Raw genomic sequence first — 25,739 nt, 5'->3', positions numbered from 1 at the left:
CCGGGACGTCCGATGGGCGAGACCGCCCCTCACCGGGCTAGCGTGGAACGACGATGAGCACCTCACTCGCCGACCACCTGCGGTCGCTGCCCGACGAGTCCCTCGCCGCGCTCCTTCAGCTCCGGCCCGACCTCGTCGTACCGGTCCCCGCCGACATGGCCGCCCTCGCCCTCCGGGCACAGTCCCGCGTCTCGGTGTCGCGGGCACTCGACGGGCTGGACCAGTTCACGCTCCAGATCATGGACGCCGCCCGGTTGACCCGTGACCCGGCCGACGGCACCACCTCGGTCGACGGGGTTCTCGCCCTGGCCACCACCGGCCCCAACCCACCCGCCCCCACCGCCGTCCGGGCCGCCGTCGACCGACTGCGGGCCAGGTTCCTGCTGTACGGCCCCGACAGCGCCCTGCATCTCGTCGGTGGCATCGACGAGATCTCCCCGTACCCCGCCGGGCTGGGTCGGCCGGCGGCGGAGCTGGACCCGCGTACGGCCGCGCTCTGCGCGGACCCGGCGAAGCTGCGGCGGACGCTGCTGTCCGCGCCGCCGTCGGCCCGGGCGATCCTGGACCGGTTGGCCGCCGGCCCACCGGTCGGCAGCGTGCCGCCCGGCGCGTTGCAGGCGCCGGCGGTCGGCGCGGACGACGACCTGCCGCCGGACGACACCAACGGCGGGGCACCGACCGGGTCCCCGGTGCGCTGGCTGGTCGACCACCGGCTGCTGGTGCGGGTCTCCGGCGGCAAGGGTGGCACCACCGGCATGGTCGAGCTGCCCCGGGAGATCGGGCTGCTGCTGCGCCGCGAGACCGGTCCGCTGGGTCCGCTGCGCAGCAGTCCACCCCGGGTGGCCGCCACGCCCCGCGAGCCGAAGGCCGCCGACTCCGCCGGGGCCGGGCAGACCATGGAGGTGGTACGCCACACCGAGGCGCTGCTGGAGCAGTTGGCCGCCGAACCGGCGCCGGTGCTGCGCTCCGGCGGCATCGGCGTGCGTGACCTGCGCCGGCTGGCGCGGGCCACCGGGTCGGACGAGTCGACCGCCGCGCTGCTGCTGGAGGTGGCGTACTCGGCCGGGCTCATCGGTGAGATGGAGTTGCCCGGCGTCGCCGGCCGGTACGGCGCCGACCAGCAGGTGCTGCCCACCGCCGGCTACGAGATGTGGCGGGCCGGTTCGTTGGCCCAACGCTGGGAGCAGCTGGCCCGGGCCTGGCTGACCATGACCCGGCAGGTCGGGCTGGTCGGGCAGCGGGACGACCGGGACCGGCCGATCACGGTGCTGTCGGCGGAGGCGGAACGGGCCGGAGCGCCGGCCGCCCGGCGGGCGGTGCTCGGCATCCTCGCGGATCTGGAACCGGCCAGCGCGCCAAGCGTCGAGGAGGTGCTGACGCTGCTGGACTGGCAGGCGCCGCGACGCAGCCGGGGCCGGGAGAACACGCATCGGGAGGTGCTTGCCGAGGCGGCCACGCTGGGCGTGACCGGGTTGGGGGCGCTCACCTCGTACGGACGGCTGCTGCTGGCCGAGGCGACGGCGAGCGAGCACGGCGCCACGGACGACCCGCTGGGGTTGCTGGCCGACGCCGAGGACGGCGGCGGCGCGGTCCGGTCCCTGGACGCGCTGCTGCCCGCCCCGGTGGACCACTTCCTGGTCCAAGCCGACCTGACCGTGGTGGTGCCCGGGCCGCCCGAGCCGACGCTCGCCGCCGAACTGGAGGTGGTCGCCGAGCCGGAGTCGGCCGGCGGAGCGAGCGTGCACCGGATCACCACGAGCAGTGTGCGACGTGCCCTGGACGCCGGCTACTCCGCTGACGACCTGCACGACCTGTTCCGTCGCCGGTCCCGAACTCCGGTACCGCAGGGGTTGACGTACCTGGTCGACGACGCGGCCCGCAAGCACGGTGGGCTGCGCATCGGCTCTGCCGGGGCGTACCTGCGCAGCGACGACGAGGCGTTGCTGGCCGAGGTGCTCGCCGACCGGCGGGTGGAGGCTCTGGCGCTGCGCCGGCTCGCGCCGACCGTGCTGGTGACCCCGTACCAGGGCGGCCGCCTGCTCAGCGTGCTGCGGGAGGCCGGCTACGCCCCGGTGGCCGAGGACGCCACCGGGTCGACGGTGCTCACCCGACCGAAGGCCCGCCGGGCACCCGCCAGGGTGTCGGTGGCGAACCGGGTGATCGACCCACTCGCCACCCCGCACCTGCCGCTGCCCCGTCTGCTCGGTGTGGTGGAGCAGATCCGGCGGGGTGACGCGGTGGCGCGGGCGGCCCGACGGGCGCCGGCGGTGGTGCGGGGCGCGGCGCCCGACGGACCGGTTCCCGCACACAATCACCACGACGCCCTGGCCGTGCTTCAGCAGGCGGTACGCGACAAGGCGCTGGTCTGGGTCGGCTACGTGGACGCGCACGGGGCAACCGCCTCGCGGCTGGTGCGACCCGTCTCACTCGGCGCGGGCTACCTGCGTGCCGAGGACGAACGCACCGAGATGCTGCACACCTTCGCGCTGCACCGGATCACCGCGGCGGTGCTGGAGAAGTGAGGTTCAGCGGCGGCTACGCCGCACCGACCCGACGATCGCCACGATCAGCAGCAGGGCGAAGCCCGTCCCGGCGGCCTCACCGACCGAGTCGATGAAGCCCTGCTGGAGCACCAGCCAGCCGAAGAGGAACCAGCCGAACAGGACGACGCCCACGACGGCGTACGCGACCACCGTGGCGGTGGAGACGGGTTCGGACGACTCCAGTTGCTCGCGCTCGGGGACAACTTCCTGGTCAACGGTCATCTGCCCTCCCCCGTACGGTCCGGCCCTCGCCGTCAAGGGTGTCACCCTTGGCGGCTGTCGGCCAGCACCATCGGGTGACGATCCGACTCGGCTCGTACCCCGCGGTGCCGGGTGCGCAAACGGTGTGGGGGGGGTGCCGGTGCGGTCCGGGCGCGCCGCTCGCCCCCGTTGGCTTCCACTGCGACGGGAACGGCCCCCGCTTTCCTGGCCCGTCCGGCCGTGGATCGAACGCGCTGCGCACCGGCACCGACCGGCTTGACGACCGCGAGGGCGTACGGTGGCCCGTCCTGGGACCCGGCGGGCCACCGACCTCGACAACTCGTCCCCTACTGCTAGACGCGCCAGAGCACCGGCGGGGTTGCGCCGGCTGAGCACTTTCTCGCCACCCGCCCGCGCGTGCAACACTGGATGGTCGCCCAGTGGCAGGTCAGCCGCCTGCCTCGGCGGCCGGGTCAGCCGTACGGACGAGAGGATTCGGCGTGAGTGGTGGACCGCTTATCGTGCAGTCGGACAAGACCCTCCTGTTGGAGATCGACCATCCCGACGCACAGGCCTGCCGGATGGCCATCGCCCCCTTCGCCGAGCTGGAGCGCTCGCCCGAGCACGTGCACACGTACCGGCTGACCCCGCTCGGGTTGTGGAACGCCCGTGCCGCCGGCCACGACGCCGAGGGTGTGGTGGACGCGCTGATCAAGTATTCGCGGTACCCGGTGCCGCACGCGCTGCTGGTGGACGTGGCCGAGACGATGGACCGGTACGGGCGGCTCCAGCTCGCCAACGACCCGGCACACGGCCTCGTGCTGCGCGCCCTGGACCGGGTGGTGCTGGTCGAGGTGGCCAAGAGCAAGAAACTGGCCGGGATGCTCGGCAACCGCATCGACGACGACACCATCGCGGTGCACCCCTCCGAGCGGGGGCGGCTCAAGCAGGCCCTGCTCAAGCTCGGCTGGCCGGCGGAGGATCTGGCCGGGTACGTCGACGGCGAGGCGCACCCGATCGAGCTGGCCGAGGCCGGCAAGGACGGTGGCAGGCCGTGGACGCTGCGGTCGTACCAGCGGGAGGCGGTCGAGGCGTTCTGGGCCGGCGGGTCGGGTGTGGTGGTGCTGCCCTGCGGGGCCGGCAAGACGCTGGTGGGTGCGGCGGCGATGGCCGAGGCGAAGGCCACCACGCTGATCCTGGTCACCAACACGGTCGCCGGGCGGCAGTGGAAGCGGGAGCTGATCGCCCGCACCTCGCTGACCGAGGAGGAGATCGGCGAGTACTCGGGTGAGCGCAAGGAGATCCGCCCGGTCACCATCGCCACGTACCAGGTGCTCACCTCGCGGCGCGGCGGCGCCTTCACCCACCTGGACCTGTTCGGTGCCCGCGACTGGGGCCTGGTCGTCTACGACGAGGTGCACCTGCTGCCCGCGCCGATCTTCCGCTTCACCGCGGACCTCCAGGCCCGCCGCCGGCTGGGCCTGACCGCCACCCTGGTGCGCGAGGACGGCCGGGAGGGCGACGTGTTCAGCCTGATCGGCCCGAAGCGGTACGACGCGCCCTGGAAGGACATCGAGTCGCAGGGCTGGATCGCCCCGGCCGAGTGTGTCGAGGTCCGGGTCACCCTGACCGACGCCGAGCGGATGGCGTACGCGACGGCGGAGGCGGAGGAGCGCTACCGGATGGCCGCCACCGCCCGCACCAAGCTGCCGGTGGTACGCGCCCTGCTCGACCGGCATCCGGACGAGCAGACGCTTGTCATCGGCGCGTACATCGACCAGCTTCACCAGTTGGGCGAGTATCTCGACGCCCCGATCGTGCAGGGCTCGACCACGAACAAGGAGCGCGAGCGCCTCTTCGACGCGTTCCGCACCGGGGAGATCCGCACGTTGGTGATTTCCAAGGTCGGTAACTTCTCCATCGACCTGCCCGAGGCGGCGGTGGCGATCCAGGTGTCCGGCACGTTCGGCTCCCGCCAGGAGGAGGCGCAACGGTTGGGCCGGGTGCTGCGCCCGAAGGCCGACGGCCGGCAGGCGCACTTCTACACGGTGGTCTCCCGGGACACCATCGACACCGAGTACGCCGCCCACCGGCAGCGCTTCCTCGCCGAGCAGGGGTACGCCTACACGATCGTCGACGCCGACGACGTCCTCGGCCCACCCCTACCCACCGTCGACTGACCGCATCCCCGTCGGCAAGATCCGCGCAACATCCCTGTTGTTGCTGCCTCACCTCGGGGCCGGCACAGCACCAACAGGGATGTTGCCGCATCGGGTCGTCCCTGCCTCGACGTGGTCAGAGCACGCGGGTGACCTGCTCGGCGGCGGCCACAGCGTCCCGGTCGGCGGGGTCCAGGTTGGCGCAGAGCAGCACCGTGGCGCCTGCGGAGAGTGGGGCGAGCAGCCACTTCAGCGGCTGGTCGTGCTCGGCGACGTCGACCAGCAGCCGGTCACCGACCCGCAGGTCGAGCTGCTCGGCCACCGCCCTGGCGATCGCACCCCACTCGGCGTAGCTGGTGCCGTCCGGGCTGGCCGCGTCGTTCGCGTGCAGCACGGGCCGGTCGGTCGGGGCGACGCCGTGCCGCAGCACCTCAACCGACCAGTCGAGCCAGCCGACCGGCACGTCGACCAGTGGCTGCGGCCCGGTGCCGACGAGATACCGGTGCAGCCCGTCCGGCACGTCCTCCAGCCAGTCGTCCAGGCGTTCCGGGGTGACCAGGACGGCGTCGTACGGTCGGTCGCCGCCGGGCTCCAGCACCGGCAGCCCGGCGGTGGCGCGCGGCCGGAACGACACCTCGAGCCCCACCGCCCAGGCCCCCAGGAGCACCGCGGCGGTACGCCAGTGCGGCGGCAGCAGCACCGCCACCCGGCTGCCCGGGGTCAGTCCGCAGCCGTCGCGCAGCAGCCCGGCGGCCCGCGCCGCCAGGTCACCGAGCGCGGCGGCGGTCAGGTCGTGCCGCGCGCCGCTGCGGTAATCGAGGTAGCTGAGCAGTGGCCGGTCCGGATCGGCGAGACCGGCGGCGGAAGGGACGGGTAGGGCAGTACGCATAGGTACGTCCTACTCCTGCCGCCCGGCCCTGTCGAGGCCGCCCTTTCCGGTCGGGTCGACGAAGACATGACTGACGGCATTGGTGGCGGGTGCCGCGTCACGGGGAGAGTCAGGGGCATGACTACTCACGGGGCAGAACGGGCGGCTCTCGACGGCGGCCGGCAGCCGATGCCGCGGCGACTCGTCCCGGTCGTGGCGCTGCTGTTCCTCGCCCCCTGGGCCGCCGAGTGCTCGTGGGGCGGCTTCGCCGGCACCGACATGCTGGGCGTCGTGGTGGTGCTGGCACCGATGTACGGGGGCGCGGCGGTGCTGATCCGGGAGGCGGCCCGGCGTACCGGCGGCGGCTGGCCGATGATCGTCCTGCTGGCAGCGGGGTTCGGGGTGCTCCAGGCGGGCCTGGTGGACCAGTCGCTGTTCAACCCGGACTACCTGGCCGACACCGAGTTCGCGGAGCTGAGCGCGGCGAACCGTACCCGCGTACCGGTGCTGGGCATCAGCGCGCAGGAGGCGATCAGCTTCGTCGGTAACCATGTCGCGTTGACCATCTGCGCGCCGATCGCCATCGTCGAGTCGTACCTCTCCCCGGCCCGCCGGCTGCGGCCGTGGCTGCGGGTGCCCGGCCGGGTCGTCGTGGCCGTGCTCTACCTGCTGGGCAGCCTCCTCGTCTTCGCCGACGACAGCGGACGCAAGGGATTCCTGGCCAGCCCCGGTCAGCTCGTCGGGGCGGCGGCGGTGGTCCTCGCCCTGGTCGTGCTGGCGGCCATGCCGCGTTGGCGGCGCCGGCCGCCCCTGGCTCACATCGCCGCACCCCGGCCATTCCGTCCCGGCCTGTTGGTCTTCCTCGTCTACCTGGGCGTCGCCATGCTCTCCGGCTGGATCGGCGTGGTCGTGTCGATAGTTGCCGTCGCCGCGCTGGTGGGGCTGCTCCTTCGCCTGTCGGGGCGCTCCGGGTGGGGTCAGGGACATGTGCTGGCCAGTGCTGCGGGAGCGCTCCTCGGGGCGGCCGTGCTGGCTTACCTGGTGCCCCCGTACGCACCGGCATCGCCCACCCAGGCCCTGCTCAGCGACGTGATCGTCAGCCTGCTCGCGCTCGCCATGCTCGGCGGCGGGTACGCGCGCCTGCGGCGGCACGGGTCGGCACCGGCCCACCCGGGCTGAGCGCGTCTGTGCGGAGGCCATGTTCTCCTCGAACACGTTCTGCGTGGCCGCCGCGAGCGTTGCCGGAGGCTGCCAGACTCATGGCGCAAGCGTCCGATGTCGACGTCGGATGCGGTCGGGCGGGAGGCTGGCGGATGAGGCGATCGACCCGACTACGGGCCGTACTGGTGATGCTCGCGGTGGGCGCGGTGCTGGCTCCGCCGGCCGCCGCGACGGCTGATCCGCTACCCACCGGCGCGGTCGTCGCGACCGTGTGGGCGAACCAGCCGGATGCGGCCGAGTACACGGTTGACAACGGCTGGAGCTGGTCCTCCACCGAGGGTGACATCGTCGTACGGCGGACCGGCACCGGGGCGTACACCGTCGAGTTGCAGCACGCCGCGACAAGCACCGGCGTCGCGCACGTGGTGGCGTACGGTGGCGGGCCGGTGCACTGCACGGTGGCCAGCTGGTACCGGAGCCTGCTGGGCGGCGACCATCTGCTGATCCAGGTACGGTGCTTCGGGGCGACCGGCGCACCGGTGGACAGCCGATTCGTGGCGACCTTCACCAACCGGCGGCAGATCCATCAGGGACGGTTGGCCTGGTTCACCACCGACCAGGCGACGCCGGTCGGTCTGCGTACCATCCCGGCCGGTCTGCGGTACGACTCGACGGGCGGAACGATCAGCTATGAGCGGCTCGGTACCGGTCACTACCGTTTCCGCATGAACCCCAACCCGGCAAGTGAGTCGGGTGCCCCGATCTTCCCGATGACGCACGTCACGGCGCTGGGCGGCAGCGCGGTGAACTGCCAGATCGACTGGCCGGACGGCCGGGAGGTGCGATGCGCCAACGCCGCCGGTAACGACGTCGACGCGCGGTTCGCGGTCACCTACGGCTCCCGGGTCGACCTGCTCGGCCACTCGGCGGGCCCACGGTTCGCCAGCGGAACCCTCTATGGCGACAACATCACCGGAGGGTTCATCAGCGGCGACAGCTACAACTCGACGCTGCCCGGCTACGGCGGCGCCAGCGGCACACTGACCGGCACCGGCCGCTACCAGATGACCTTCAGCGGCACCGGGACCGCGTTCGGCACCGCCTTCGTCAACGCCCACCTCGGCATACTTCCCGGCAGCCGGCCTCGCGGCCACTGCGTGCTCGCCGGCTGGGGACGATCCGGGGCGAACACGGTGGTCCTGGTGAACTGCTACGGCTGGCTCGGCGTACCGGCCAACCTGAACGCCCGGATCTCCTACACCACCTGGCCCGGGGGCACCGTCGTGTGAGCAGGGACGGTGGGGCTACCGCGGAAGTGCGGGGCCGCCGTCGAGCAGTGGGGCGAGCAGGTCGCCGTGCCGCTCGACCCGCTCCAGCACCTCACCGGCGGGGTACGGCTTGGTGGCCGGGCGTCGGCCCGCCGCACCGGCGGACACCTCGTCCCAGGTCAGCGGTGTCGACACCGACGGGACGGGCTGGGCGCGCAGCGAGTACGGCGCCACCGTGGTCTTCGCCGCGTTGTTCTGGCTCCAGTCGATGAAGACCTTGCCCGGTCGCAGGTTCTTCGCCATCTTCGACACCACCAGCTTCGGCTGTTCGCGTTCGAGTTCCTGGGCGACGCTCCGGGCGTAGGCCGACACGTCGTCGGCGGGCTGCGTGCCGGAGATCGGGCAGCAGAGCTGCATGCCCTTCTTGCCGGAGGTCTTCGGGTAGGAGTCGATGCCGTCGGCGGCCAACCGGTCGCGCAGCGTCAGGGCCACCTGGCAGCACTGCTTCAGTGCCGCCGGGGCACCCGGATCCAGGTCGATCACCATCAGGTCCGGGTGCGCGCCGACCTTCCACTGCGGGGTGTGCAGTTCCAGGGCGGCCAGGTTGGCCAGCCAGACCAGGGTTGGCAGGTCGTCGGCGACGACGTAGTCGATGGTCTCCCGACCCTTGGTGGAGCCCGGGGCGGGCAGCGTCTCGATGCGTACCCAGGACGGGGTGGCGGCCGGAGCGTTCTTCTCGAAGAACGAGCCGCCGGTCACGCCGTTCGGGTAGCGGATGCGGGTCAGCGCCCGGTCGGTCAGGTGTGGCAGCAGCACCGGGGCGATCCGGGTGTAGTAGTCGATCACTTCGCCCTTGGTGAAGCCGGCCGTCGGATAGAGCACCTTGTCCAGGTTGGACAGCTCCAGCGTGCGGCCCTGCACCTCGACCGGGAACCGGTCAGCTGGCATCGTCGACCTCCTCGGCCGGTTTGTCCGGGCGGATCCGCAGGATCCGGGGGAACCGCAGGCGCCCGTCCGGGGTGCGTTGGCCGTACTTGACCTCCACCACCAGCCGGGGAGTTACCCAGATCGCGCCCCGGGCATCCTCGCGGGGGACGTCGCCGCCGAACGGCGAGGCGGTGGTGCGCAGCGGCTCCAACTCGCGCAGCAGTTCCCGTTCGAGGGCGGCACCGATCCCACCACCGACCCGGCCCCGGTAGACGAGTCGACCGTCGGCACCGGGCACCCCGACCAGCAGCCCGCCGATCTTCCGCGCGCCGGGCCGCCAGCCGCCGACCACGAAGTCGCCGGTCACCTCCAGCTTGACCTTCACCCAGTCCGGCGAGCGCACCCCGGACCGGTAGACCGACTCGACCCGCTTGGCCATCACCCCTTCGAGGCCGTGCTCGCCGGCCGCCTCGTAGGTGGCCGGGCCGTCGGAGAAGACCGGTGGGACCGCCCACCGCGCCGCGCCCAGAGCCAGGCCGTCGAGGGCCTCCCGCCGCCGGGCGTACGGCCAGCCGGTGAGATCCTGCCCGGCCAACCGCAACACGTCGAAGATCATGTACGTGACCGGGACGGTTGCCGCCAGCCGGGCCGCCTTCACGGCGTTGCGCACGTGCATCCGCTCGGCCAGGGCGGTGAACGAGGGTCGTCCGGCCTGGTCGAACAGGACCACCTCGCCGTCGAGCAGTGCGTCGTCGACCTGCTCGCCGAGCGAAATCAACTCGGGATAGGCGGTGGTGATCTCGACGCCGGAGCGGGCGTACAGGCGTGGCCGTCCGCCGGCGATTTCGGCGAGCGCGCGTACCCCGTCCCACTTGAACTCGTACGCCCAATCGGGGCCGGCCGGAAGCTGCCCGGTCATCGCGAGCATCGGCTTGAGCGGCGCGCCGGGCACAGGCCGACTGTAGTAGCAGGCCGAACACCTCGCGTCCGGTTCGCTGTGATGCGAGCATGGTCGATACCGGGGAAGGGAGCGCAGCATGCGGGCCATCTGGAAGGGAGCCGTGTCGTTCGGCCTGGTTTCGATCGCGGTGAAGCTGTATTCCGCGACGGAGGAGAAGGACATCCGGTTCCACCAGGTGCACCGGGCCGACGGCGGACGGATCCGGTACAAGCGCACCTGCCAGGTCTGTGGCGAGGAGGTCAGCTACGACGACATCGCCAAGGGCTACGACATCGGTGGCGGGGAGATGGTCATCCTCACTGACGAGGACTTCGCCGACCTGCCGTTGAGCACCTCTCACGCGATCGACGTGCTGGAGTTCGTGCCGGCCGAGCAGGTCGACCCGATCCTCTACAACAAGGCGTACTTCCTGGAGCCGGAGGGCGCCGCGACCAAGCCGTACCTGCTGCTGCGGGACGCGTTGACCGATTCGGAGCGGGTGGCGATCGTCAAGGTGGCGCTGCGCCAGCGGGAGCAGTTGGCCACCCTGCGGGTCCGCGAGGGTGTGTTGCTGCTGAACACGATGCTCTGGCCCGACGAGATCCGTAAGCCGGACTTCGGTTTCCTCGACGAGGACCTGAAGATCCGGCCACCGGAGTTGGCGATGGCCACCTCGCTGATCGACTCGATGGCCGGGGACTTCCACCCGGACGAGTTCACCGACGACTACCGGGCGGCGTTGCAGGAGGTCATCGACGCGAAGGTGGAGGGCCGCGAGGTGGTCCAGCCGGAGGAGGTCGAGGAGGCGCCCGCCGCCGCCGTCGACCTGATGGCCGCGTTGAAGGCGTCCGTGGAGCGGGCCCGGGCGGCTCGCGGCGAGGCACCGGCCGGCGGGGGCGCCAAGCCGACACCGATCTCGTCGGCACGTTCCGCGCAGAAGAAGGCGGCGGAGAAGAAGACCGCCAAGGCACCGGCCAAGAAGGCACCCGCGAAGAAGACCGCCGAGAAGAAGGCCACCGCCAAGAAGGCCACGCCGGCCAAGAAGACCACGGAGAAGAAAGCCACCAAGAAGGCCACCCCGCGCAAGTCCGCCTGACCGCACCCTCGATCACCTGAATGCACCTTTCTGGGCGGGTTCGGCACCACCACCGACTCCGTGATCGTCATTTCCGTGCCGGTCGGCGCGGGCCATCGATGGTCGGAAGTGCGTCCGACACCAGGTACCGTGTGTCGGCGACGGCTGCCCGTGGCCGGACCCACCCCACACCTCTCAGCAGGGAGTCGAGGACGTGAGCGAGCAGGAGACCAAGGCGCGGCGGCGGCTGGCCGAGCAGTTGGCGGCTCAGAAGGCGGCCGAGGCGAAGCGCCGCCGGCAGGCCTGGGCCGGTGCGTTCGCCGGCATCGCCGTCGTGGCGGTGCTGATCACCGTGTTCGTGATCGTGGGCCAGCGCGGTGGTGAGGACGCCCCCGAGCAGGCCGCCGGTACGCCGTCCGCCCCGACCGAGGCGACCAACCCGCCGGCTGCGCCGCCCGCACCGCAGCTGCCGGAGGGCGCGGACCCGGCGCTGGGCAGCAAGCCGACGGTCACCGCCGGAGAGGGTGAGCTGAAGAAGCTGACCGTGACCCCGTTGATCGAGGGCACCGGGCCGAAGGTCAAGGCCGGCCAGTCGATCACCACCAATTACGTCGGCGTCTTCTACGAGAGCGGCGAGGAGTTCGACTCATCGTGGGAGCGGGGACAGCCCGCCACCTTCCCGATCGGGGTCGGGCAGGTCATCCCGGGCTGGGACAAGGGCCTGGTGGGCGTGACCGTGGGCAGCCGGGTGCAGCTCGACATCCCGGCCGAGGACGCCTACGGCGACGGTGGCGGCGGTCGCCCGGCCGGTCCGCTGCGCTTCGTGGTGGACGTGCTCGCCGCCGAGTGAGCCGCGGGGCGCCCACCCCCACCGGCACCGGACATCGATGCGGTTGACCACAGATGGCTTCCGGGTGGTCACCGACCGGCAGTAGGTTCGACGGGCGTCCCGGGTACCTCGCCCGGGACGCCTGTCGAAGCGAACCCGGAGGTGCACGTGACGGCAGTGGACGCCGACGGGCGGACCGCCCGATTGATGTGGACGCACTACGAACCGCTGCACGCTGTCACCTACTTCCATCCGCGCGCCCGCGCGGCCTACGAGGCGGCCGGGCTACGCGGCTACTGGCGGGGCTACTTCGCCGGTCGCGCCGCCCCGCTCGGGCCGACCGGTCCGGCTCCGGTGATCGCCGCCTTCTACAACTTCGCACCGCACATGGTGAGCCGGGCCGTGCCGGCGGTGTGGGAACTGGCCACCCCGGACCAGGCGCTGCGCGCCCGGCTGACCGGGGCGGTGCAGGCGCTCGCCGAGTTGACCTACGAGTTGCCCGAGCGGCATCTCGTGGAGGCCGCCGACCTGCTCGAGGCCGCCACCGACGGGCTCGGGACGGCCGGCCGGGTGCTCGGCGCGGCGAACGCGGGCCTGCCCCGGGGTGAGTACCCGCTGGCTCGGCTCTGGCAGGCCGCCACCACGCTGCGCGAACATCGTGGTGACGGGCACGTGGCCGCACTGGTCGCCGCCGACCTCGACCCGGTGGAGACCCTCGCCTGGCGGGTCGCGGTCGACATGCCGGCGGCCAACCTGCTCGGCCGGGGCTGGTCGGAGCAGGACTGGTCGCAGGCGCGTGACCGGCTCGCCGTCCGTGGCTGGCTGGACGCCGAGGGCAAGCCGACCGAGCGCGGCCGGTCGTCCTTCCAGGCGATCGAGGACGCCACCGACCTCGCCGCCACCCGCCCCTGGCTGACGCTCGGCCCCGAGCGCGCACACCGCCTCCGCGAACTGCTCGACCCGATCGCCCGCGCCGCCCATACGGTCATCCCGCCGGACAGCCCCATCGGTCTGCCACCCCTGGCGAGTTGACCAAGAAGTTCGGGTCTGACCTCTCCTCGATTCCTGACGCGAACTTCTTGATCGACGCCGCGGTGGGTGGGGGAAGATGGGGGTGTGACGGTGGATGGGGTGGTTTTCGACCTTGACGGTGTGATCGTCGACTCCGAGCCGGTGTGGGAGGAGGTTCGGCGGGCGTACGTGGCCGAGCACGGGGGTGTCTGGCAGGACGACACCCAGCGTCGGCTGATGGGGATGAGCACCGGCGAGTGGGCCCGCTACCTCAGCGACGAGTTGGGGGTGCGGCGCACCGCCGACCAGGTCGCCGCCGAGGTGGTCGAGGAGATGGCCCGCCGGTACGCGGCCCGGGTACCGGTGATCGACCGCTCGGTCGACGTGGTCCGCCGGATGGCCGCACGGTGGCCTCTCGGGCTGGCCAGCTCCTCGCCGACCCGGCTGATCGCCGCGGCGCTGGCCGCGACCGACCTGACCGACTCGTTCCGCAGCACGCTGTCGACCGAGGAGACCGAGCGCGGCAAGCCGGCACCGGATGTCTACCTGACCGTGGCCCGGCGGCTCGGCCTCGACCCGACCCGTTGCGTGGCGGTGGAGGACTCCTCCAACGGGGTCCGTTCCGCGGCTGCGGCCGGGATGGCGGTGGTGGCGGTGCCGCACGGGGCGTATCCGCTGGATCCGGACGCTCGGCGGCTGGCCGTGGCGGTGCTGGACTCGATCGACGAGTTGACCCCGGAGGTCGTCGACCGGCTGGGCTGAACCGACACCGGGCGGTCCCCCGCCCGCCTACGGTCGGTGACATGAAGGCGATGGTGTACGAACGCACCGGCGATCCCTCCGTGCTCCAGTTGGTCGAGCGGCCGGTGCCGGAACCCGGTCCGGGCGAGGTGCTGGTGCGGGTCGCGGTGTCCGGGGTGAACCCGACCGACTGGAAGTCGCGCCGGCAGGGCCCGCTGCCGGCCGGCTGGCAGATACCGGGCCAGGACGGCGCCGGAGTGGTCGAGGCGGTCGGCGAGGGGGTCGACCAGGAGCTGATCGGCGAGCGGGTGTGGGTCTGGGAGGCCGCCTGGCAGCGGCCGTGGGGGACCGCCACCGAGTACACGGTGGTGCCGGTCCGCCAGGCGGTACGCCTCGGCGACGCCTCCTTCGAACTGGGCGCCTGCCTCGGCATCCCGTTTCTGACCGCGCACCGGTGCCTGACCTCGGGTGAGTATCTGCCGGACACCCTGCGTCCCGGCGCGCTGAGTGACCACACGGTGCTGGTGCAGGGTGGGGCCGGGGCCGTGGGCAACGCGGCGATCCAGTTGGCGTCCTGGGCCGACGCCTGCGTGATCGCCACGGTCAGCAGCGCCGAGAAGGCCCAACTGGCCGCGGCGGCCGGTGCCTCACTGGTGGTGAACTACCGGGAACAGGACGTGGTGGAGGAGGTCCACAAGATCGCGCCCGACGGGGTGCACGGGATCGTGGAGGTCTCCCCCGCCCGCAACGCGGCCACCGACGTCCGGCTGCTGCGCCCGGGCGGGGTGGTCAGCGTGTACGCCAACGACGGCGGTGACGAGGTGACGTTGTCGGTCGGTCCGCTGATGGTGCCGAACGCCCGTTGGCAGTTCGTGCTGGTCTACACGATGCCGAAGGCGGCCAAGGCCCAGGCGCTGGTCGACGTCGCGGCCGCGGCCGCGCAGGGCGGGATCCGGGTGGGCGAGGAGGCCGGTCTGCCGCTGCATTCCTATCCGCTGTCGGCGGCCGCTGCCGCCCATCAGGCGGTGGAGGACTCGGTGGTCGGCAGGGTGCTGCTCAGCGCCCACGAATAAGCGGCTCGACCTGGGAGTTTTCGCCGTCCGCAGGACAGAGACGAACAAGTCTCGCAATACTGGCATTGCGGGTCGCCCCGCGAGGAACGGGCGGCCCCGGCGCGGTGCGAACGCCGGGGCCGCCCACCGGAGAGAGGTCTGTGCAGGCCACTACTCCCAATGGCGATGATGCGCCGAAAAACGTTACGGCGTGGCCAGTTCCCGCACATTCAGGTCGCCGTCGGCGTACCGGGAGCGCACCACCTTCTTGTCGAACTTGCCGACGCTCGTCTTCGGCACCGCCTCGACGAACGCCCACCGCTCCGGCAACTGCCAGCGCGCCACCGACCCGGCCAGGAAGTCCCGCAACTCCTCCGGGGTCGCCGAGGCACCCTCCCGGAGCACCACCGTGGCCAGCGGCCGTTCGTCCCACCGCTGGTCCGGCACGCCCACCACGCAGGCCTCCAGCACCGCCGGATGGGCCATCAACGCGTTCTCCAGCTCCACCGAGGAGATCCACTCGCCACCGGATTTGATCACGTCCTTGGCCCGGTCGGTGAGGGTGAGGTAGCCGTCCGCCGACAGCGTGCCCACGTCACCGGTACGCAGCCAGCCGTCGCGGAACTTCTCCGGGTCCGGCGCGTCGTCCCCGACGTACCGCGCGGCGATCCACGGCCCACGGACCTCCAGCTCACCGACGGAGGTTCCGTCGGCGGGCAGCGGTTCCCCGGCCGGGCCCACGACGCGGGCCCGCACTCCCGCCGGCACCCGGCCCTGGGTGTACCGGTAGCGCCAGGCCTCGTCACCGCTCGCCCCGGCCGGTGGGCGCGACACCGAGCCCAGCGGCGACATCTCGGTCATCCCCCAGGCGTGGATGACGTCGATGCCGTGCCGCTCGTCGAACGCGTGCATCAGCGACGGCGGGCAGGCCGAACCACCGACGATCACCTCCGTGAGCGAGGAGGTGTCGACGTCGTGGCTGTCCAGGTAGGCGAGCAGGTCGGTCCAGATGGTCGGCACCGCACCGGCCAGCGTCGGCCGCTCGGCGGCGATCATCTCGGCGATCGGCGCGGCCTGGAGGAAACGGTCCGGCATCACCAGCGACGCGCCGGAGAGGAACGCCGCGAACGGCAGCCCCCACGACATCGCGTGGAACATCGGCACGATGGCCAGTTCCCGGTCGGTCGGCCCGAGCCCGAACCCCTCCGGCATGCAGATCTGCAACGAGTGCAGGTAGATCGAGCGGTGCGAGTAGGCCACCCCCTTGGGGTTGCCGGTGGTGCCGGAGGTGTAGCAGAGGGCGGCGGCGTCGCGTTCGTCCACCTCGGGCCAGTCGTACACCTCCGGGCGGTCGGCCAGCAGCGCGTCCCAGTGGTGTACGGCGATCCGGTCGCCCGCCGCCGCCAGCAGCGGGGCGGGATCGCCACCGCCGACCACCACCACGTGTCGCACGCTTGTCATGCCGCCGAGGGACTTCGCCAGCAGCGGGATCAACGTCGCGTCGACCAGCACCACCCGGTCCTCGGCGTGGTTGGCGATGTAGGTGACCTGGTCGGGGAAGAGCCGGATGTTGAGCGTGTGCAGCACCGCACCCATGCTGGGCACCGCGAAGTACGCCACCAGGTGCTCGGTGTTGTTCCACATGAAGGTGGCGACCCGCTCGTCGCCGGTCACCCCGCACTCCGTCCGCAACGCGTGCGCGAGCCGGGCGGCGTCCCGCCCGACGTCGGCGTACGTGCTGCGGCGCGGCTCGGCGCCGGTCCACGTCACCACCTCGGCCGCGCCGTGCACGGTGGCGCCGTGTTCGAGGATCCGGGAGACCTGAAGGGGGGCGTCCATCATCGTGCTACGCATGGGTAACAAGTTAGTGTCGCCGGTCACACGTTGGGAACCCCCGTAAATTGTCCGGGTGAGCATCTCCTGGGCTGATTCGTACGTCGGGCAGCTACGCGCCCTGGCCGGCGACCGGACGCTGATGTTCGTCGGCGCGCGGGCCGTGGTGCGCGACAGCTCGGCCCGCATCCTGCTGATCCGCCGCTCCGACAATGGGCAGTGGGCACTGCCCGCCGGCGCGATGGAGCTGGGCGAGTCGATCGCGGACTGCGCCGTGCGGGAGGTACGCGAGGAGACCGGGCTGCGGGCGCTGCGGGTGAGCGCCTTCGCCCTCTACACCGGCCCGGACCGCACCCACACCAACATGTACGGCCACACCTACCAGATCTTCACCACCGCGTTCCGGGTGGAGGAGTGGGACGGGCGGCTGGCCCGGATCACCGACGAGACGAGTGACGCGGGCTTCTTCCACCGCGAGGCGATGCCCCAGCCGCTCTCGGCAAGTGTCCTGGAGACCCTGGCCGACCTGGACGTCTTCGAGCAGACCAACCGCCTGATCCTGAAGTGACCAGGCAGCACGGTGGCCCCGCCCGGACGGGCGAGGCCACCGAACGAGCGCTGTCGGCGGATCAGTGCCGACCCTCGGCGAACTCCTCGACGATCTTGGCGCAGAAAGCCGGCAGGTCATCGGGCTTGCGGCTGCTGACCAGCCCGTTGTCGGTCACGACCTGCTCGTCGACCCATTCCGCGCCGGCATTCACCAGGTCCGTGCGCAGGCTGGGCCAACTGGTCAGCCGCCGACCCCGCACCACGTCCGCCTCGACGAGCGTCCACGGCCCGTGGCAGATCACCCCGACCGGCTTGCCGGCGTCGAAGAACGACTTCACGAACCGGACGGCGTCGGAGTCGGTGCGCAGGAAGTCCGGGTTGGCCACCCCACCGGGCAGCACCAGCGCGTCGTACCGGGCGGGATCCGCGTCGGCCGCACTGACATCCACCTCGTACGTGGTGGAGGGGTCCAGGTGCTCGAAGGAGGTGATCTTCCCAGGCTTGATCGACACCAGCTCGGCGGTCGCACCGGCCTGCTCGACGGCCTGACGCGGCTGGACGTACTCGACCTCTTCCACGCCGTCGGTGGCCAGGAAGGCTATTCGCTTGCCCTGCAACGTCGCTGCCACAGTGTTCTCCTTTCCGGGGGTACGTCCGTATCCGTTCCCGGTGCCGACGTCACGAAACGCGGCCGGACGGTGGCCCACCGCACGTCGCCGTCAGCGGGTGCCCGGCCGGCAGGTTTGACCCCGCCGAGCGGAGGGGAACCGCCGGCATGGCACGAGCAGCAGCGGAACAGCTCCGGCTCGCCGACGTCGTGCAGAGCTGGCTCGGGCGTCCGGTCCTGGTGATCGGTGACGCCATGCTCGACGAGTGGCGGTTCGCCGACTCCGACCGGTTGTGCCGGGAAGCCCCCGCCCCGGTCCTCACCCTGCGCCGCCGTATCTCGGCGGCGGGTGGTGCCGCCAACACCGCCGTCAACATCGCCACGCTGGGCGGGCGCTCGGTGCTGGTGGCGCCCGTCGGGGCCGACGCCGCCGGTGACGAGCTGCACGACTGCCTCGACCGGGCCGGCGTCTGGGACCGCACCGTCAGCCAGCCGGGCCGCTACACCCCGGTCAAGCGTCGGATGCTGGCCGGCGACCAGATCCTGCTGCGGGAGGACTCCGGCGACCCGGACGACCCGCTCAGCGACCTGGGGGTGGACTGCCTGCTCACCGCCCTGGACTGTGCGACTGAGGAGCTGCGGGCGGCCAGTGGAGGCGAGAAACCGGCCCTGGTGGTCTGCGACTACGGTCTGGGCGCGCTGCCCGCGCCGGTACGCGCCTGGCTGGTCGAGCACCGGGACCGGTACGCCACGGTCGCGCTCGACGCCCACGACCTCGCCGACTGGCGGGGCCTCGCGCCGACCGTGGTGACCCCGAGCTTCGCCGAGGCCACCCGCCTGCTCGCCCGCGCGGGCATGGTCCGGCCGACCACGAACCCGGCGACGTCCGCTGACCCGGCCGGCACCGGCACCGGCGCCTCGCCGGCGGCCGGTGGCCGTGAGCTGCACCTGGAGCATCCCGAGGTCGACCCGGCCGACGGGCCGTCCGAACTGACCGTCGGCACGGCGCCGGGCGAGGCCGGGATGCGGCGTACCGACGGGCCCACCGGCGAGCCGACCCCGGGCGAGAGTCGGGTGGCGATGACCCGCGACGGGCTCAGCGTGACCGGCACCGGGGTGACCGTGAACGCCGAGGTCGGTGCCGGCGTGGACCGGGCCGTCCTGGCCGAGTCGCGGCTCGCCGAGCTGCGTGCCCACACCGGCGCGGCGGTGGTCGCGGTGACCCTGGACACCGAGGGCGCGGTGGTCGGCGGTGTCGACGGTGCGCCCGCCCGCAGTCACAGCACGCCCGTGCCCGCCAGCCACGCCGTCGGCGCCGGTGACGCCTACCTGGCGGCGATGACCCTCGCGCTGGCCGCCGACGCTCCGCTGTCCACCGCCGCGCACCTTGCCCAGCTCGCCGCGACGAGCACCGTCGCCGGCACCGGCACCTGCGTGTGCCGCCGCGAGGACCTGCTGGCCGCGTTGGGCCGACCGGCACCCGACGACCGGCAGGTACTCGTCGACACCGGGCACCTGACGGAGATCGTCGCCGAACACCGGCGGGCCGGCCGCTCGATCGTCTTCACCAACGGCTGCTTCGACGTGCTGCACCGGGGGCACGTGCGGTACCTGGAACAGGCCCGCGCCCTCGGCGACCTGCTGGTGGTGGCGGTCAACTCCGACGGCAGCGTACGCCGGTTGAAGGGTGCGGACCGGCCGGTGAACCCGATCGAGGACCGGGCCGCCCTGCTCGCCGCGCTGACCTGCGTCGACCACGTGGTGGTGTTCGAGGAGGACTCCCCGGCCGCCCTCATCGAAGCCGTCCGGCCGGACGTCTACGTCAAGGGCGGCGACTACCCGCCCGAGCTGGTGCCGGAGGCGCCGCTGGTGCAACGGCTGGGCGGCCAGGTACGCACCCTGGGGTACGTGCCGGACCGCTCCACGTCGGCGATCATCGACCGGATCCGCGCGTACGGGCAGGAGGGCGCGACCGGCGCGCAGGCCGCTCCCAAGCCGGCGGTGGAGACGTCCGGCGCGACCGGCACCGGAACCGCCACGACCGGTGCGGACGCGCCGCCGCTGACCGGCAAGGCGCCGTGAACCGACCCCTCGACGCCGGCACGCCCGCGCAGTTCCGCGTCGACCGGCTGGTCGACGTGCTCGTCCCGACCCGCAACCGGCCCACCGAACTCGCCGTCACCCTCGCCGGGCTCGCCGCGCAGGAGGGGGTGCCGGGATTCGGCGTGGTGGTCAGCGACCAGTCCGACGGCGACCCCGGATACCTCCACCCGGCGGCGGCCACCATGGTCCGGGCGCTGCGCCACCGGAAGCATCCGGTGCTACTGACCCGGCGACTGCCTCGACGCGGGCTCGCCGAGCACCGCAGCTTCCTGCTCGACGCCTCCGTCGCGCGGTACGTCCTCTTCCTCGACGACGACGTCTGGCTGGAACCGGGCACCCTGCGCCGGCTGGTGACCGCGATCGGCGAGCTGGGCTGCGGCTTCGTCGGCAACGGGGTGCACGGCCTGTCCTACCTGGGCGACGTCCGGCCAGACACGCACCGGCACTACCGGGAGTGGACCGGCCGACCGGTGCCGGAGCGGGTCCGGCCGGGCACGCCCGAGTGGGACCGGGCGCAGATCCACTCCGCGGCGAACCTGCTGCACGTGACGGCGTCACTGGCGCTCGCCGACGGTGACTGGCGGGCGTACCAGGTGTCCTGGGTCGGCGGCTGCGTGCTCTACGACCGGGCCAAGCTCGTCGACGCCGGCGGATTCGGCTTCTGGCGACGGGTACCGGCGCGGCACCAGGGCGAGGACGTCGCCGCGCAACTCGCCGTGCTGGCGCGGCACGGCGGTGCCGGCGTCCTGCCCAGCGGCGCCTACCACCTGGAGTCACCGACCACGGTCACCGAACGCGACGTGGAGGCGTGGGAGGTCGTCCTCGCCTCGCTGGAGCCGGACGCCTGAGCCGGCGCGATTCGTCAACGGAACAGCAGTTCGCGGGCGGCTTCCAACACCTCGGCCACCGGCACGTCGGTGACGAAGGAGTCGCGGTGCGGGCAGTCGCCGTCGCCCGGACGGTGCGGGTAGATGCCGGGGGTGCAGTCCACCCCGCAGACCGGGCAGTGCACCGTCCACGAGGTGATCGGCCGGTGCCGGCCCCGCGTCACGGGAGCGGTGGTGATCAGGTTGCCGACCCAGAAGATGCCGACGGTCGGCGTACCGACGGCGGCGGCCAGGTGCAGTGGCCCGGTGTCGTTGGAGACCACCAGCTCGCATCCGGCGTAGCAGCCGGCCAGCCCACCCAGGCTGAGCGTGCCGACCTGTGGTCGGACCGGTACCCCGGCGGTGGCCACCACCTGGTCGACCACCTCCCGCTCGGCAGAGGTGCCGGTGACGAGGATTTCGTACCCGTCGGCGTGCAGCGTCCGGGCCACCTCCCCGAAGCGGTCGGCGGGCCAGCGACGACGGGTGTCCGTCGCACCGGGATGCAACGCCACCCGGGGACGTTCCGACTCACCGAGCACGGTGCGCGCCTCGGTCCGGTCGGTCTCGGTGACCGCCAGCGCCGGGATGATCGTGGTGGCCGCGGCGCCCACCAGGGCCACCGCCTCCAGGTACCGGATCACCTCGTGCTGGTAGTAGACGTAGCGCAGCCAGCGCTCCAGCGGCGGCGCGTCCTCGGCCCGTAGGCCCGCGGTGAGCCGGGCGCCGAGCGCGGCCACCAGCGGATTGGAGTTGGCGCCGCCGCCGTGCAGTTGCAGCGCCAGGTCGAACCGCTCCGCGCGGGCGGCGGCCAGGAAGTCGACAGTGCTCGACTCGGGCTCGCCCTCGGTCGCCGTCCGGATCCCCGGCGCGGGCGGCACCACAAGTACCCGGTCGACCGGGCCCGGCCGGTCGCGCCACAGCTGCTCGTGCCAGGGCGCGCCGAGCAACACGATCTCCGCCTGCGGGTACGCGGCCCGCAGCGCCTCCAGCGCGGGCAGTACGAAGATGAAGTCACCGAGCGCGTTGGCGCGCAGCACGGCGATCCGGGCCACGTCCGGAACCCGGTCGGCGGCCCCTCCCAGCACGGCCGAAGCCACCGGGCGCGCTACCGGCCGGAATCGCCGGTGGCGACGTCCGGCTGGTGCAGTTCCCGGTCCGCCGCCGGGTCGACGCTAGGCACGCCACCGGCGGGGCCCGTCGAACGCGGTCCGGTACGACCGACGGTGATGGTGCGCGGCGCGGGCCGGTTCGCCCGGGGCAGCCGTACCCGCAGCAGACCGTGGTCCATCACCGCGTCGATCGCCTCGGGGTCCACCCGCGACGGCAATTGCACGCGGTACTCGAAGCCCCGGGTCTCGAACCCGCCGGGAATGCCGTGGTCGGCGTTGACCTCGGCCTCCGTCCGCGCCCGTACGCACAGCTCGCGGTCGTCCAGCTCCACCGCGACCTCCTCGGGGGCGACGCCGGGCAGCCGGACGACCACCTCCCAGCCGTCGCTGGTCTCGCCCAGCTCCACCTCGGGCGGCCCCGGACGGCCGCCGACCAGCCGGCTCAGCTCGGCCCGCAGCGACTGCAGCTCGCCCATCGGGTCCCAGCCCTGCTGGCCGCCCCGCCAACCGCGTCCCGGCCTGGTCATCGCGCGTCTCCCATCCGTTGACTGGCGGCCGCCGGCCGCAACGAGCTCGGCGCGTCGAGGTTGGCCTCCCGGTCGACCCCGACGCCGAGCCGGTCGACGAGTTCACCGCCCAGCCAGCCGCCGACCCCGAGAATGCCCAGCGCCACCACCTCGATGGCGATCAGTGCCCCGCCCGCCCCCCGCGAATCGGCGTTGAGCCGCACCACCCAGACGGCGGCGAAGAGCAGGATCGCCGCGAGGTTAGCGACAGCATGGGTGAGCGCCACCCGCTTCGCCCGGGTTCCGGAGGGGATCGCCAGCAGATCGAACGTGCCGGCCGCCGCCGCCAGCAGGCCGCCGATCAGACCGACGGTGAGGTTCCAGTACGCCACCTCGCCGAGGAAGTCCGGCCCGCCGACCGTGTCGATGACGTCGAAGAGCACGGCGGTGACCAGTAGGGCGAAGGGAAACATCACAAGCATCGGATGGACGGGGTGCCCCAGGATCTTGAGTCGACTCTCCATCTCCGGGCCTCCACTGTTGTTCGAAAGCGCTCTGTGGGCCGTACCCCCGGGCACCGGGGGACAAACCTGACGGTCGGGCGCGACTAGAGTGACCATGGCGGTTTCCCGCCCGGGTGCCGCCACCACGGTCAACTCCACGGGGAGGCACCCAGTGACGGTGGAGATCACATCCGCAGCCGAATTGACCGACCTGCTCGGCACCCCCGGCCCCCGCGCAGTCGCCAAGGAGCGCACCCAACTGCACGAGCGTGACCGGCAGTGACGCCACTACGGCCCCCGGTACGCCACCACCCTCTACACCTGACCCGCCCTCCGCCCGCACCGCCACCCCCGTTGCCCACCGCGACTCCCGGCCCGCAACTTCGGTGATGTTGCGGCCCGAGGTCCGCCAGACACGACAACATCCGCGAAGTTGCAGGCTGGGTTGCCCGGTCACCGGCGGCCTAGCTTCGGGGTATCACCGTGGTGCTGACGATGACACTGTTGACGACGGTCGCGGTGATGGTCCGGGTGACGGCCTCCGCCGCCGCACCGGCGCCCCAGTTGCCCTGCTCGAGTTCTTTCGCGCGTTTGATCACGGGCGTGGTCCACGGGATGTCGCGGTAGAACTGGGGAAGAGTTCCGCTGCCCGACAGCAGTGCCGCGAGCGCGGCCACCCGGGCCGACGGTTCCGCGCCGTCCACGAGGACCTGCCGGACCTCCTCCAGCAGGCGCGCCCGGCGTCCGGTGCCACCGTCGCGCAGCGCGGTCGTCCGGAACAGGCCGAGCATCTTACGATCCTCCCGCCGGATGTCGCCGCGTCCGATGAGCCGCTCCAACACCGGCTTGCGCAGTTCCGGGCCGATCGCGGCGAGCACCGTCTGGACGCCGCGGGGCTTCTCGGAGACGTAGTCCCACGCCGATCGGAGAAGCTCGTCCGACGGTGCACGCCCCTCGACGATGCTCACCTTGCGTCGGTCCGCCATCGTCACCCGGTCGGCGAGGGCGAGATCCGCGAGGACCGCCCCGGCGAGGACGTAGAAGAGGGTGTTCTCTCCGGCGATGGTGCCCGACCTCGGCTGGAACAGCAGGAGCAGCAGGTCCTCCACCAGAGTCGGTGAGCCGGGTTGCGACGTCTCTGCGGTCACGATCACTCCTTGTCGTATGTCTTCACGCGAGGTCTGATCGGGTGTCGCGCGCACCTCGGTGTCGCTCGCCGCCCTCAGCGGCGGGGTTCCCACTTGAACAGGCGGGTGGCCGCCACGACGGCGATCACGACCCAGCCCAGCGTCGGGGCCAGCAGGAGCAGGGAGTCCGTCACGGCGACGCCACCGTTCCAGGCGTTCATCACCATCTCGGTGGCGGAACCACCGGGCAGCAGCCGCTTGAGCAGGGCGAGATCCTCGGTGCCGCTGATGCCCACCCAGCTGGCCACGCCGATCACGCCGAGGGTGACGGGCAGGGTGGTGACCTGGGCGTGCTCGGGTGAGTTCGTCAGGCCGGCGGTGGCCAGACCCAGGCCGATCAGCATGGCCACGGTCGCGACGATCGCCACCACCAGCAGGGGTATGTTGGCCGGCCCGCCGGCGACCATGGCCAGGGCGGTCAGGATCGCCGCGACCTGCACCAGCGCGACGACGGTGGCGGGCAACAGCAGGCCGGCGAGAATGCCGGGGTCCCCGATGGCCGTGGAGCGCAACCGCTTGAGGAAGAGATTCTGCCGCCGGGACGCCAGGGTCGTCACGGTCGTGGCGTAGAGCCCGAACGCGGCCACGGTGAACAGCACGATCGCCGCGATGTAGCCGAGGCTGCCGAGTGCGGCGAAGGTCTCGTGCTGCCGGACGAAGTACGCGGAGACGACCACCGGGATGATGAAGCTGGTGACCAGCACCAGCCGGTTCCGGAAGATCTGGATCAACTCGCTGAAGGCGATGGGGAACACGGGAAGAATTCCTCTCGGGGAGACGGGTCAGCCGCTGATGGCGCGGAAGACGTTGTCGAGTCGGGTCGGTCCGGCCTCCAGGTCCCGCAGTTCCACCGCGTGGTCCTGCGCCCAGGCGAGCAGGAGGTGCAGGTCCTTCTGCAGCCCGAAGGTCTCGATCACGACCTTGCCGTCGCCGTCCCTGGCCGCCTGCAACGGCAGCGCCGGCACCGCAGGTGGCAGCGAGAAGCGGATGACGGCCGGCAGGGTGCGGGTCAGCTCGGAGACGGTGCCCTCCCGGTGGAAGGTGCCCTCGTGCATGAGCCCGATCCGGTCGGCGCGCTGCTGCGCCTCCTCCAGGTAGTGCGTGGTCAGCACGATCGTCGCGCCGTTCTCCCGGAGCCGGTCCACGGTCGTCCACAGGTGGTCGCGTGACTGGACGTCCAGGCCGGTGGTCGGCTCGTCCAAGAAGATCAGCTCCGGGGTGCCGTAGACGGCGGTGGCGAAGTCCAGCCGCCGCTTCTCCCCACCGGAGAGCTGTGACACCTTCCGGCCGGCCTTGCCGGTGAGATCGACGACGTCGAGCACCCGGTCGACGTCGTCGGTGCGCCGGGTCAGGGTGCCGATCAGCCGGACCGACTCACGAACCGTGAGGTCGGGGGAGAAACCGCTCTCCTGGAGCATCACCCCCATCCGGGGACGGACCACCCGACGGTCACCCGGCTGGTGCCCGAAGACGCGTACGGTGCCGGAGGTCGGCGTCCGGTGCCCCTCGATGGTCTCCAGGGTCGAGGTCTTCCCCGCCCCGTTCGTGCCGAGCAGCGCGTACAGTTCACCGCGCCGGACCTCGAAGGAAAGATCCTTCACGGCGTGGAAGTCGCCGTACTTGACGTTCAGCCGTTCGACTTCGATCACTGGTGTCGTGGACATGCCCCAATGACAGCAGCGGTCGCGGCGATCGTTC

Annotated in this window: 24 protein-coding genes and 1 pseudogene; 13 read left to right on the top strand and 12 right to left on the bottom strand. The window is 72.2% G+C overall.

Translation table 11 applies throughout. The annotated features are described in order from the left end of the window. Positions 1-53 precede the first annotated feature (53 nt). Complete coding sequence (locus O7597_RS13915) at positions 54-2,522, top strand: helicase-associated domain-containing protein (protein ID WP_281582904.1); 2,469 nt, start codon at positions 54-56, stop codon at positions 2,520-2,522. Positions 2,523-2,525: 3 nt separating this feature from the next. On the opposite strand, the gene O7597_RS13910 is transcribed toward O7597_RS13915, so the two are convergent. Next, positions 2,526-2,765, bottom strand: a complete 240-nt coding sequence (locus O7597_RS13910; RefSeq protein ID WP_269740189.1) for a hypothetical protein — start codon at positions 2,763-2,765, stop codon at positions 2,526-2,528. A gap of 479 nt (positions 2,766-3,244) precedes the next feature. Between O7597_RS13910 and O7597_RS13905 the strand changes: the two genes are divergently transcribed. After that, entirely contained in the window at positions 3,245-4,924 is a 1,680-nt protein-coding gene (locus O7597_RS13905; protein WP_269740190.1) for a DNA repair helicase XPB, read from the top strand. 115 nt (positions 4,925-5,039) lie between these two features. Here O7597_RS13905 and O7597_RS13900 read toward each other — a convergent pair whose 3' ends face one another. Next, positions 5,040-5,792 carry a TIGR03089 family protein gene (locus O7597_RS13900; RefSeq protein ID WP_281582903.1) on the bottom strand — a complete coding sequence of 251 codons (753 nt, stop codon included), beginning with the start codon at positions 5,790-5,792 and terminating at the stop codon, positions 5,040-5,042. Positions 5,793-5,909: 117 nt separating this feature from the next. Here O7597_RS13900 and O7597_RS13895 point away from each other — a divergent pair, with 117 nt between their 5' ends. Next, entirely contained in the window at positions 5,910-6,950 is a 1,041-nt protein-coding gene (locus tag O7597_RS13895; RefSeq protein ID WP_281582902.1) for a hypothetical protein, read from the top strand. Between the two features lie 134 nt (positions 6,951-7,084). Next, complete coding sequence (locus O7597_RS13890; protein WP_281582901.1) at positions 7,085-8,221, top strand: hypothetical protein; 1,137 nt, start codon at positions 7,085-7,087, stop codon at positions 8,219-8,221. A 15-nt stretch (positions 8,222-8,236) separates the two neighbouring features. Here the strand turns inward: O7597_RS13890 and ligD (O7597_RS13885) are convergent, their stop codons facing one another. Together ligD (O7597_RS13885) and ligD (O7597_RS13880) are read right to left on the bottom strand one after the other, a co-directional pair. Beyond that, positions 8,237-9,148 (bottom strand): non-homologous end-joining DNA ligase, encoded by a 912-nt coding sequence (gene ligD, locus O7597_RS13885; protein ID WP_281582900.1) that lies wholly within the window; start codon positions 9,146-9,148, stop codon positions 8,237-8,239. Continuing rightward, a complete protein-coding gene (gene ligD / locus O7597_RS13880) occupies positions 9,138-10,079 on the bottom strand; it encodes a non-homologous end-joining DNA ligase (protein ID WP_269740195.1) in 942 nt (313 codons plus the stop codon). Before ligD (O7597_RS13880) ends, ligD (O7597_RS13885) begins: the two co-directional genes overlap by 11 nt. Positions 10,080-10,164: 85 nt before the next feature. On the opposite strand from ligD (O7597_RS13880), the gene O7597_RS13875 reads away from it, so the two are divergent. The 5 genes from O7597_RS13875 (at position 10,165) to O7597_RS13855 (ending at position 14,796) form a co-directional block, all read left to right on the top strand. Beyond that, positions 10,165-11,163: a Ku protein gene (locus O7597_RS13875; RefSeq protein ID WP_281582899.1), complete on the top strand. Its 999-nt coding sequence runs from the start codon at positions 10,165-10,167 to the stop codon at positions 11,161-11,163. A 193-nt stretch (positions 11,164-11,356) separates the two neighbouring features. Next, positions 11,357-11,992, top strand: a complete 636-nt coding sequence (locus O7597_RS13870; RefSeq protein WP_281582898.1) for an FKBP-type peptidyl-prolyl cis-trans isomerase — start codon at positions 11,357-11,359, stop codon at positions 11,990-11,992. 186 nt (positions 11,993-12,178) lie between these two features. Continuing rightward, the gene (locus O7597_RS13865; protein WP_269742670.1) at positions 12,179-13,003 is read left to right on the top strand and encodes a hypothetical protein; all 825 of its coding nucleotides are present in this window, start codon (positions 12,179-12,181) and stop codon (positions 13,001-13,003) included. Positions 13,004-13,087: 84 nt separating this feature from the next. Then, the gene (locus O7597_RS13860) at positions 13,088-13,744 is read left to right on the top strand and encodes an HAD family phosphatase (protein ID WP_281582897.1); all 657 of its coding nucleotides are present in this window, start codon (positions 13,088-13,090) and stop codon (positions 13,742-13,744) included. A gap of 41 nt (positions 13,745-13,785) precedes the next feature. Beyond that, positions 13,786-14,796: an NADPH:quinone reductase gene (locus tag O7597_RS13855; RefSeq protein ID WP_269740199.1), complete on the top strand. Its 1,011-nt coding sequence runs from the start codon at positions 13,786-13,788 to the stop codon at positions 14,794-14,796. A gap of 183 nt (positions 14,797-14,979) precedes the next feature. Here the strand turns inward: O7597_RS13855 and O7597_RS13850 are convergent, their stop codons facing one another. After that, positions 14,980-16,629, bottom strand: coding sequence for a long-chain fatty acid--CoA ligase (locus tag O7597_RS13850; protein ID WP_269740200.1), 1,650 nt, complete (start codon positions 16,627-16,629; stop codon positions 14,980-14,982). Positions 16,630-16,684: 55 nt separating this feature from the next. On the opposite strand from O7597_RS13850, the gene O7597_RS13845 reads away from it, so the two are divergent. Beyond that, on the top strand, positions 16,685-17,176 hold the full coding sequence (locus O7597_RS13845; RefSeq protein ID WP_269740201.1) for an NUDIX domain-containing protein: 492 nt from the start codon (positions 16,685-16,687) through the stop codon (positions 17,174-17,176). A 61-nt stretch (positions 17,177-17,237) separates the two neighbouring features. Here the strand turns inward: O7597_RS13845 and O7597_RS13840 are convergent, their stop codons facing one another. Next, positions 17,238-17,786: a type 1 glutamine amidotransferase domain-containing protein gene (locus O7597_RS13840; RefSeq protein ID WP_269740202.1), complete on the bottom strand. Its 549-nt coding sequence runs from the start codon at positions 17,784-17,786 to the stop codon at positions 17,238-17,240. A 146-nt stretch (positions 17,787-17,932) separates the two neighbouring features. On the opposite strand from O7597_RS13840, the gene rfaE2 reads away from it, so the two are divergent. Together rfaE2 and O7597_RS13830 are read left to right on the top strand one after the other, a co-directional pair. Then, positions 17,933-19,846 carry a D-glycero-beta-D-manno-heptose 1-phosphate adenylyltransferase gene (gene rfaE2, locus O7597_RS13835; RefSeq protein WP_269740203.1) on the top strand — a complete coding sequence of 638 codons (1,914 nt, stop codon included), beginning with the start codon at positions 17,933-17,935 and terminating at the stop codon, positions 19,844-19,846. Further along, positions 19,843-20,715: a glycosyltransferase family A protein gene (locus tag O7597_RS13830; protein WP_269740204.1), complete on the top strand. Its 873-nt coding sequence runs from the start codon at positions 19,843-19,845 to the stop codon at positions 20,713-20,715. Before rfaE2 ends, O7597_RS13830 begins: the two co-directional genes overlap by 4 nt. Positions 20,716-20,729: 14 nt before the next feature. On the opposite strand, the gene O7597_RS13825 is transcribed toward O7597_RS13830, so the two are convergent. From O7597_RS13825 to O7597_RS13815, 3 genes are read right to left on the bottom strand one after another with little or no spacing between them, the layout of a single operon-like run. Then, on the bottom strand, positions 20,730-21,833 hold the full coding sequence (locus O7597_RS13825) for a glycosyltransferase family 9 protein (protein WP_281582896.1): 1,104 nt from the start codon (positions 21,831-21,833) through the stop codon (positions 20,730-20,732). 8 nt (positions 21,834-21,841) lie between these two features. Next, positions 21,842-22,372, bottom strand: a complete 531-nt coding sequence (locus O7597_RS13820; protein ID WP_269740206.1) for an Hsp20/alpha crystallin family protein — start codon at positions 22,370-22,372, stop codon at positions 21,842-21,844. Then, a complete protein-coding gene (locus O7597_RS13815; RefSeq protein ID WP_269740207.1) occupies positions 22,369-22,875 on the bottom strand; it encodes a DUF2231 domain-containing protein in 507 nt (168 codons plus the stop codon). The genes O7597_RS13820 and O7597_RS13815 overlap by 4 nt, the downstream gene beginning before the upstream one ends. A gap of 151 nt (positions 22,876-23,026) precedes the next feature. On the opposite strand from O7597_RS13815, the pseudogene O7597_RS31760 reads away from it, so the two are divergent. Further along, positions 23,027-23,134 (top strand): annotated as a pseudogene (locus O7597_RS31760) (pyridoxamine 5'-phosphate oxidase family protein); the annotation flags it as partial. A gap of 184 nt (positions 23,135-23,318) precedes the next feature. Here the strand turns inward: O7597_RS31760 and O7597_RS13810 are convergent. The 3 genes from O7597_RS13810 to O7597_RS13800 form a co-directional block, all read right to left on the bottom strand. Further along, positions 23,319-24,002, bottom strand: a complete 684-nt coding sequence (locus O7597_RS13810) for a GPP34 family phosphoprotein (RefSeq protein WP_269740208.1) — start codon at positions 24,000-24,002, stop codon at positions 23,319-23,321. Between the two features lie 74 nt (positions 24,003-24,076). Then, a complete protein-coding gene (locus tag O7597_RS13805; RefSeq protein ID WP_269740209.1) occupies positions 24,077-24,796 on the bottom strand; it encodes an ABC transporter permease in 720 nt (239 codons plus the stop codon). 27 nt (positions 24,797-24,823) lie between these two features. After that, positions 24,824-25,705: an ABC transporter ATP-binding protein gene (locus tag O7597_RS13800; protein WP_269740210.1), complete on the bottom strand. Its 882-nt coding sequence runs from the start codon at positions 25,703-25,705 to the stop codon at positions 24,824-24,826. Between the last annotated feature and the right edge of the window lie 34 nt (positions 25,706-25,739).

Source organism: Verrucosispora sp. WMMC514, assembly GCF_027497295.1.
GTDB classification, from domain to species: domain Bacteria; phylum Actinomycetota; class Actinomycetes; order Mycobacteriales; family Micromonosporaceae; genus Micromonospora; species Micromonospora palythoicola.
The sequence above is the reverse complement of the archived record's forward strand: the minus strand, read 5'-3'. Positions and strand labels throughout refer to the sequence as shown.

Excerpts from the sequence above, each read along its gene's own strand:
- O7597_RS13915 (WP_281582904.1), top strand. The coding sequence starts at position 54 with ATGAGCACCTCACTCGCCGACCACCTGCGGTCGCTGCCCGACGAGTCC.
- O7597_RS13910 (WP_269740189.1), bottom strand. The coding sequence starts at position 2,765 with ATGACCGTTGACCAGGAAGTTGTCCCCGAGCGCGAGCAACTGGAGTCG.
- O7597_RS13900 (WP_281582903.1), bottom strand. The coding sequence starts at position 5,792 with ATGCGTACTGCCCTACCCGTCCCTTCCGCCGCCGGTCTCGCCGATCCG.
- O7597_RS13895 (WP_281582902.1), top strand. The coding sequence starts at position 5,910 with ATGACTACTCACGGGGCAGAACGGGCGGCTCTCGACGGCGGCCGGCAG.
- O7597_RS13890 (WP_281582901.1), top strand. The coding sequence starts at position 7,085 with ATGAGGCGATCGACCCGACTACGGGCCGTACTGGTGATGCTCGCGGTG.
- ligD (WP_281582900.1), bottom strand. The coding sequence starts at position 9,148 with ATGCCAGCTGACCGGTTCCCGGTCGAGGTGCAGGGCCGCACGCTGGAG.
- O7597_RS13875 (WP_281582899.1), top strand. The coding sequence starts at position 10,165 with ATGCGGGCCATCTGGAAGGGAGCCGTGTCGTTCGGCCTGGTTTCGATC.
- O7597_RS13865 (WP_269742670.1), top strand. The coding sequence starts at position 12,179 with ATGTGGACGCACTACGAACCGCTGCACGCTGTCACCTACTTCCATCCG.
- O7597_RS13855 (WP_269740199.1), top strand. The coding sequence starts at position 13,786 with ATGAAGGCGATGGTGTACGAACGCACCGGCGATCCCTCCGTGCTCCAG.
- O7597_RS13850 (WP_269740200.1), bottom strand. The coding sequence starts at position 16,629 with ATGCGTAGCACGATGATGGACGCCCCCCTTCAGGTCTCCCGGATCCTC.
- rfaE2 (WP_269740203.1), top strand. The coding sequence starts at position 17,933 with ATGGCACGAGCAGCAGCGGAACAGCTCCGGCTCGCCGACGTCGTGCAG.
- O7597_RS13820 (WP_269740206.1), bottom strand. The coding sequence starts at position 22,372 with ATGACCAGGCCGGGACGCGGTTGGCGGGGCGGCCAGCAGGGCTGGGAC.
- O7597_RS13815 (WP_269740207.1), bottom strand. The coding sequence starts at position 22,875 with ATGGAGAGTCGACTCAAGATCCTGGGGCACCCCGTCCATCCGATGCTT.
- O7597_RS13800 (WP_269740210.1), bottom strand. The coding sequence starts at position 25,705 with ATGTCCACGACACCAGTGATCGAAGTCGAACGGCTGAACGTCAAGTAC.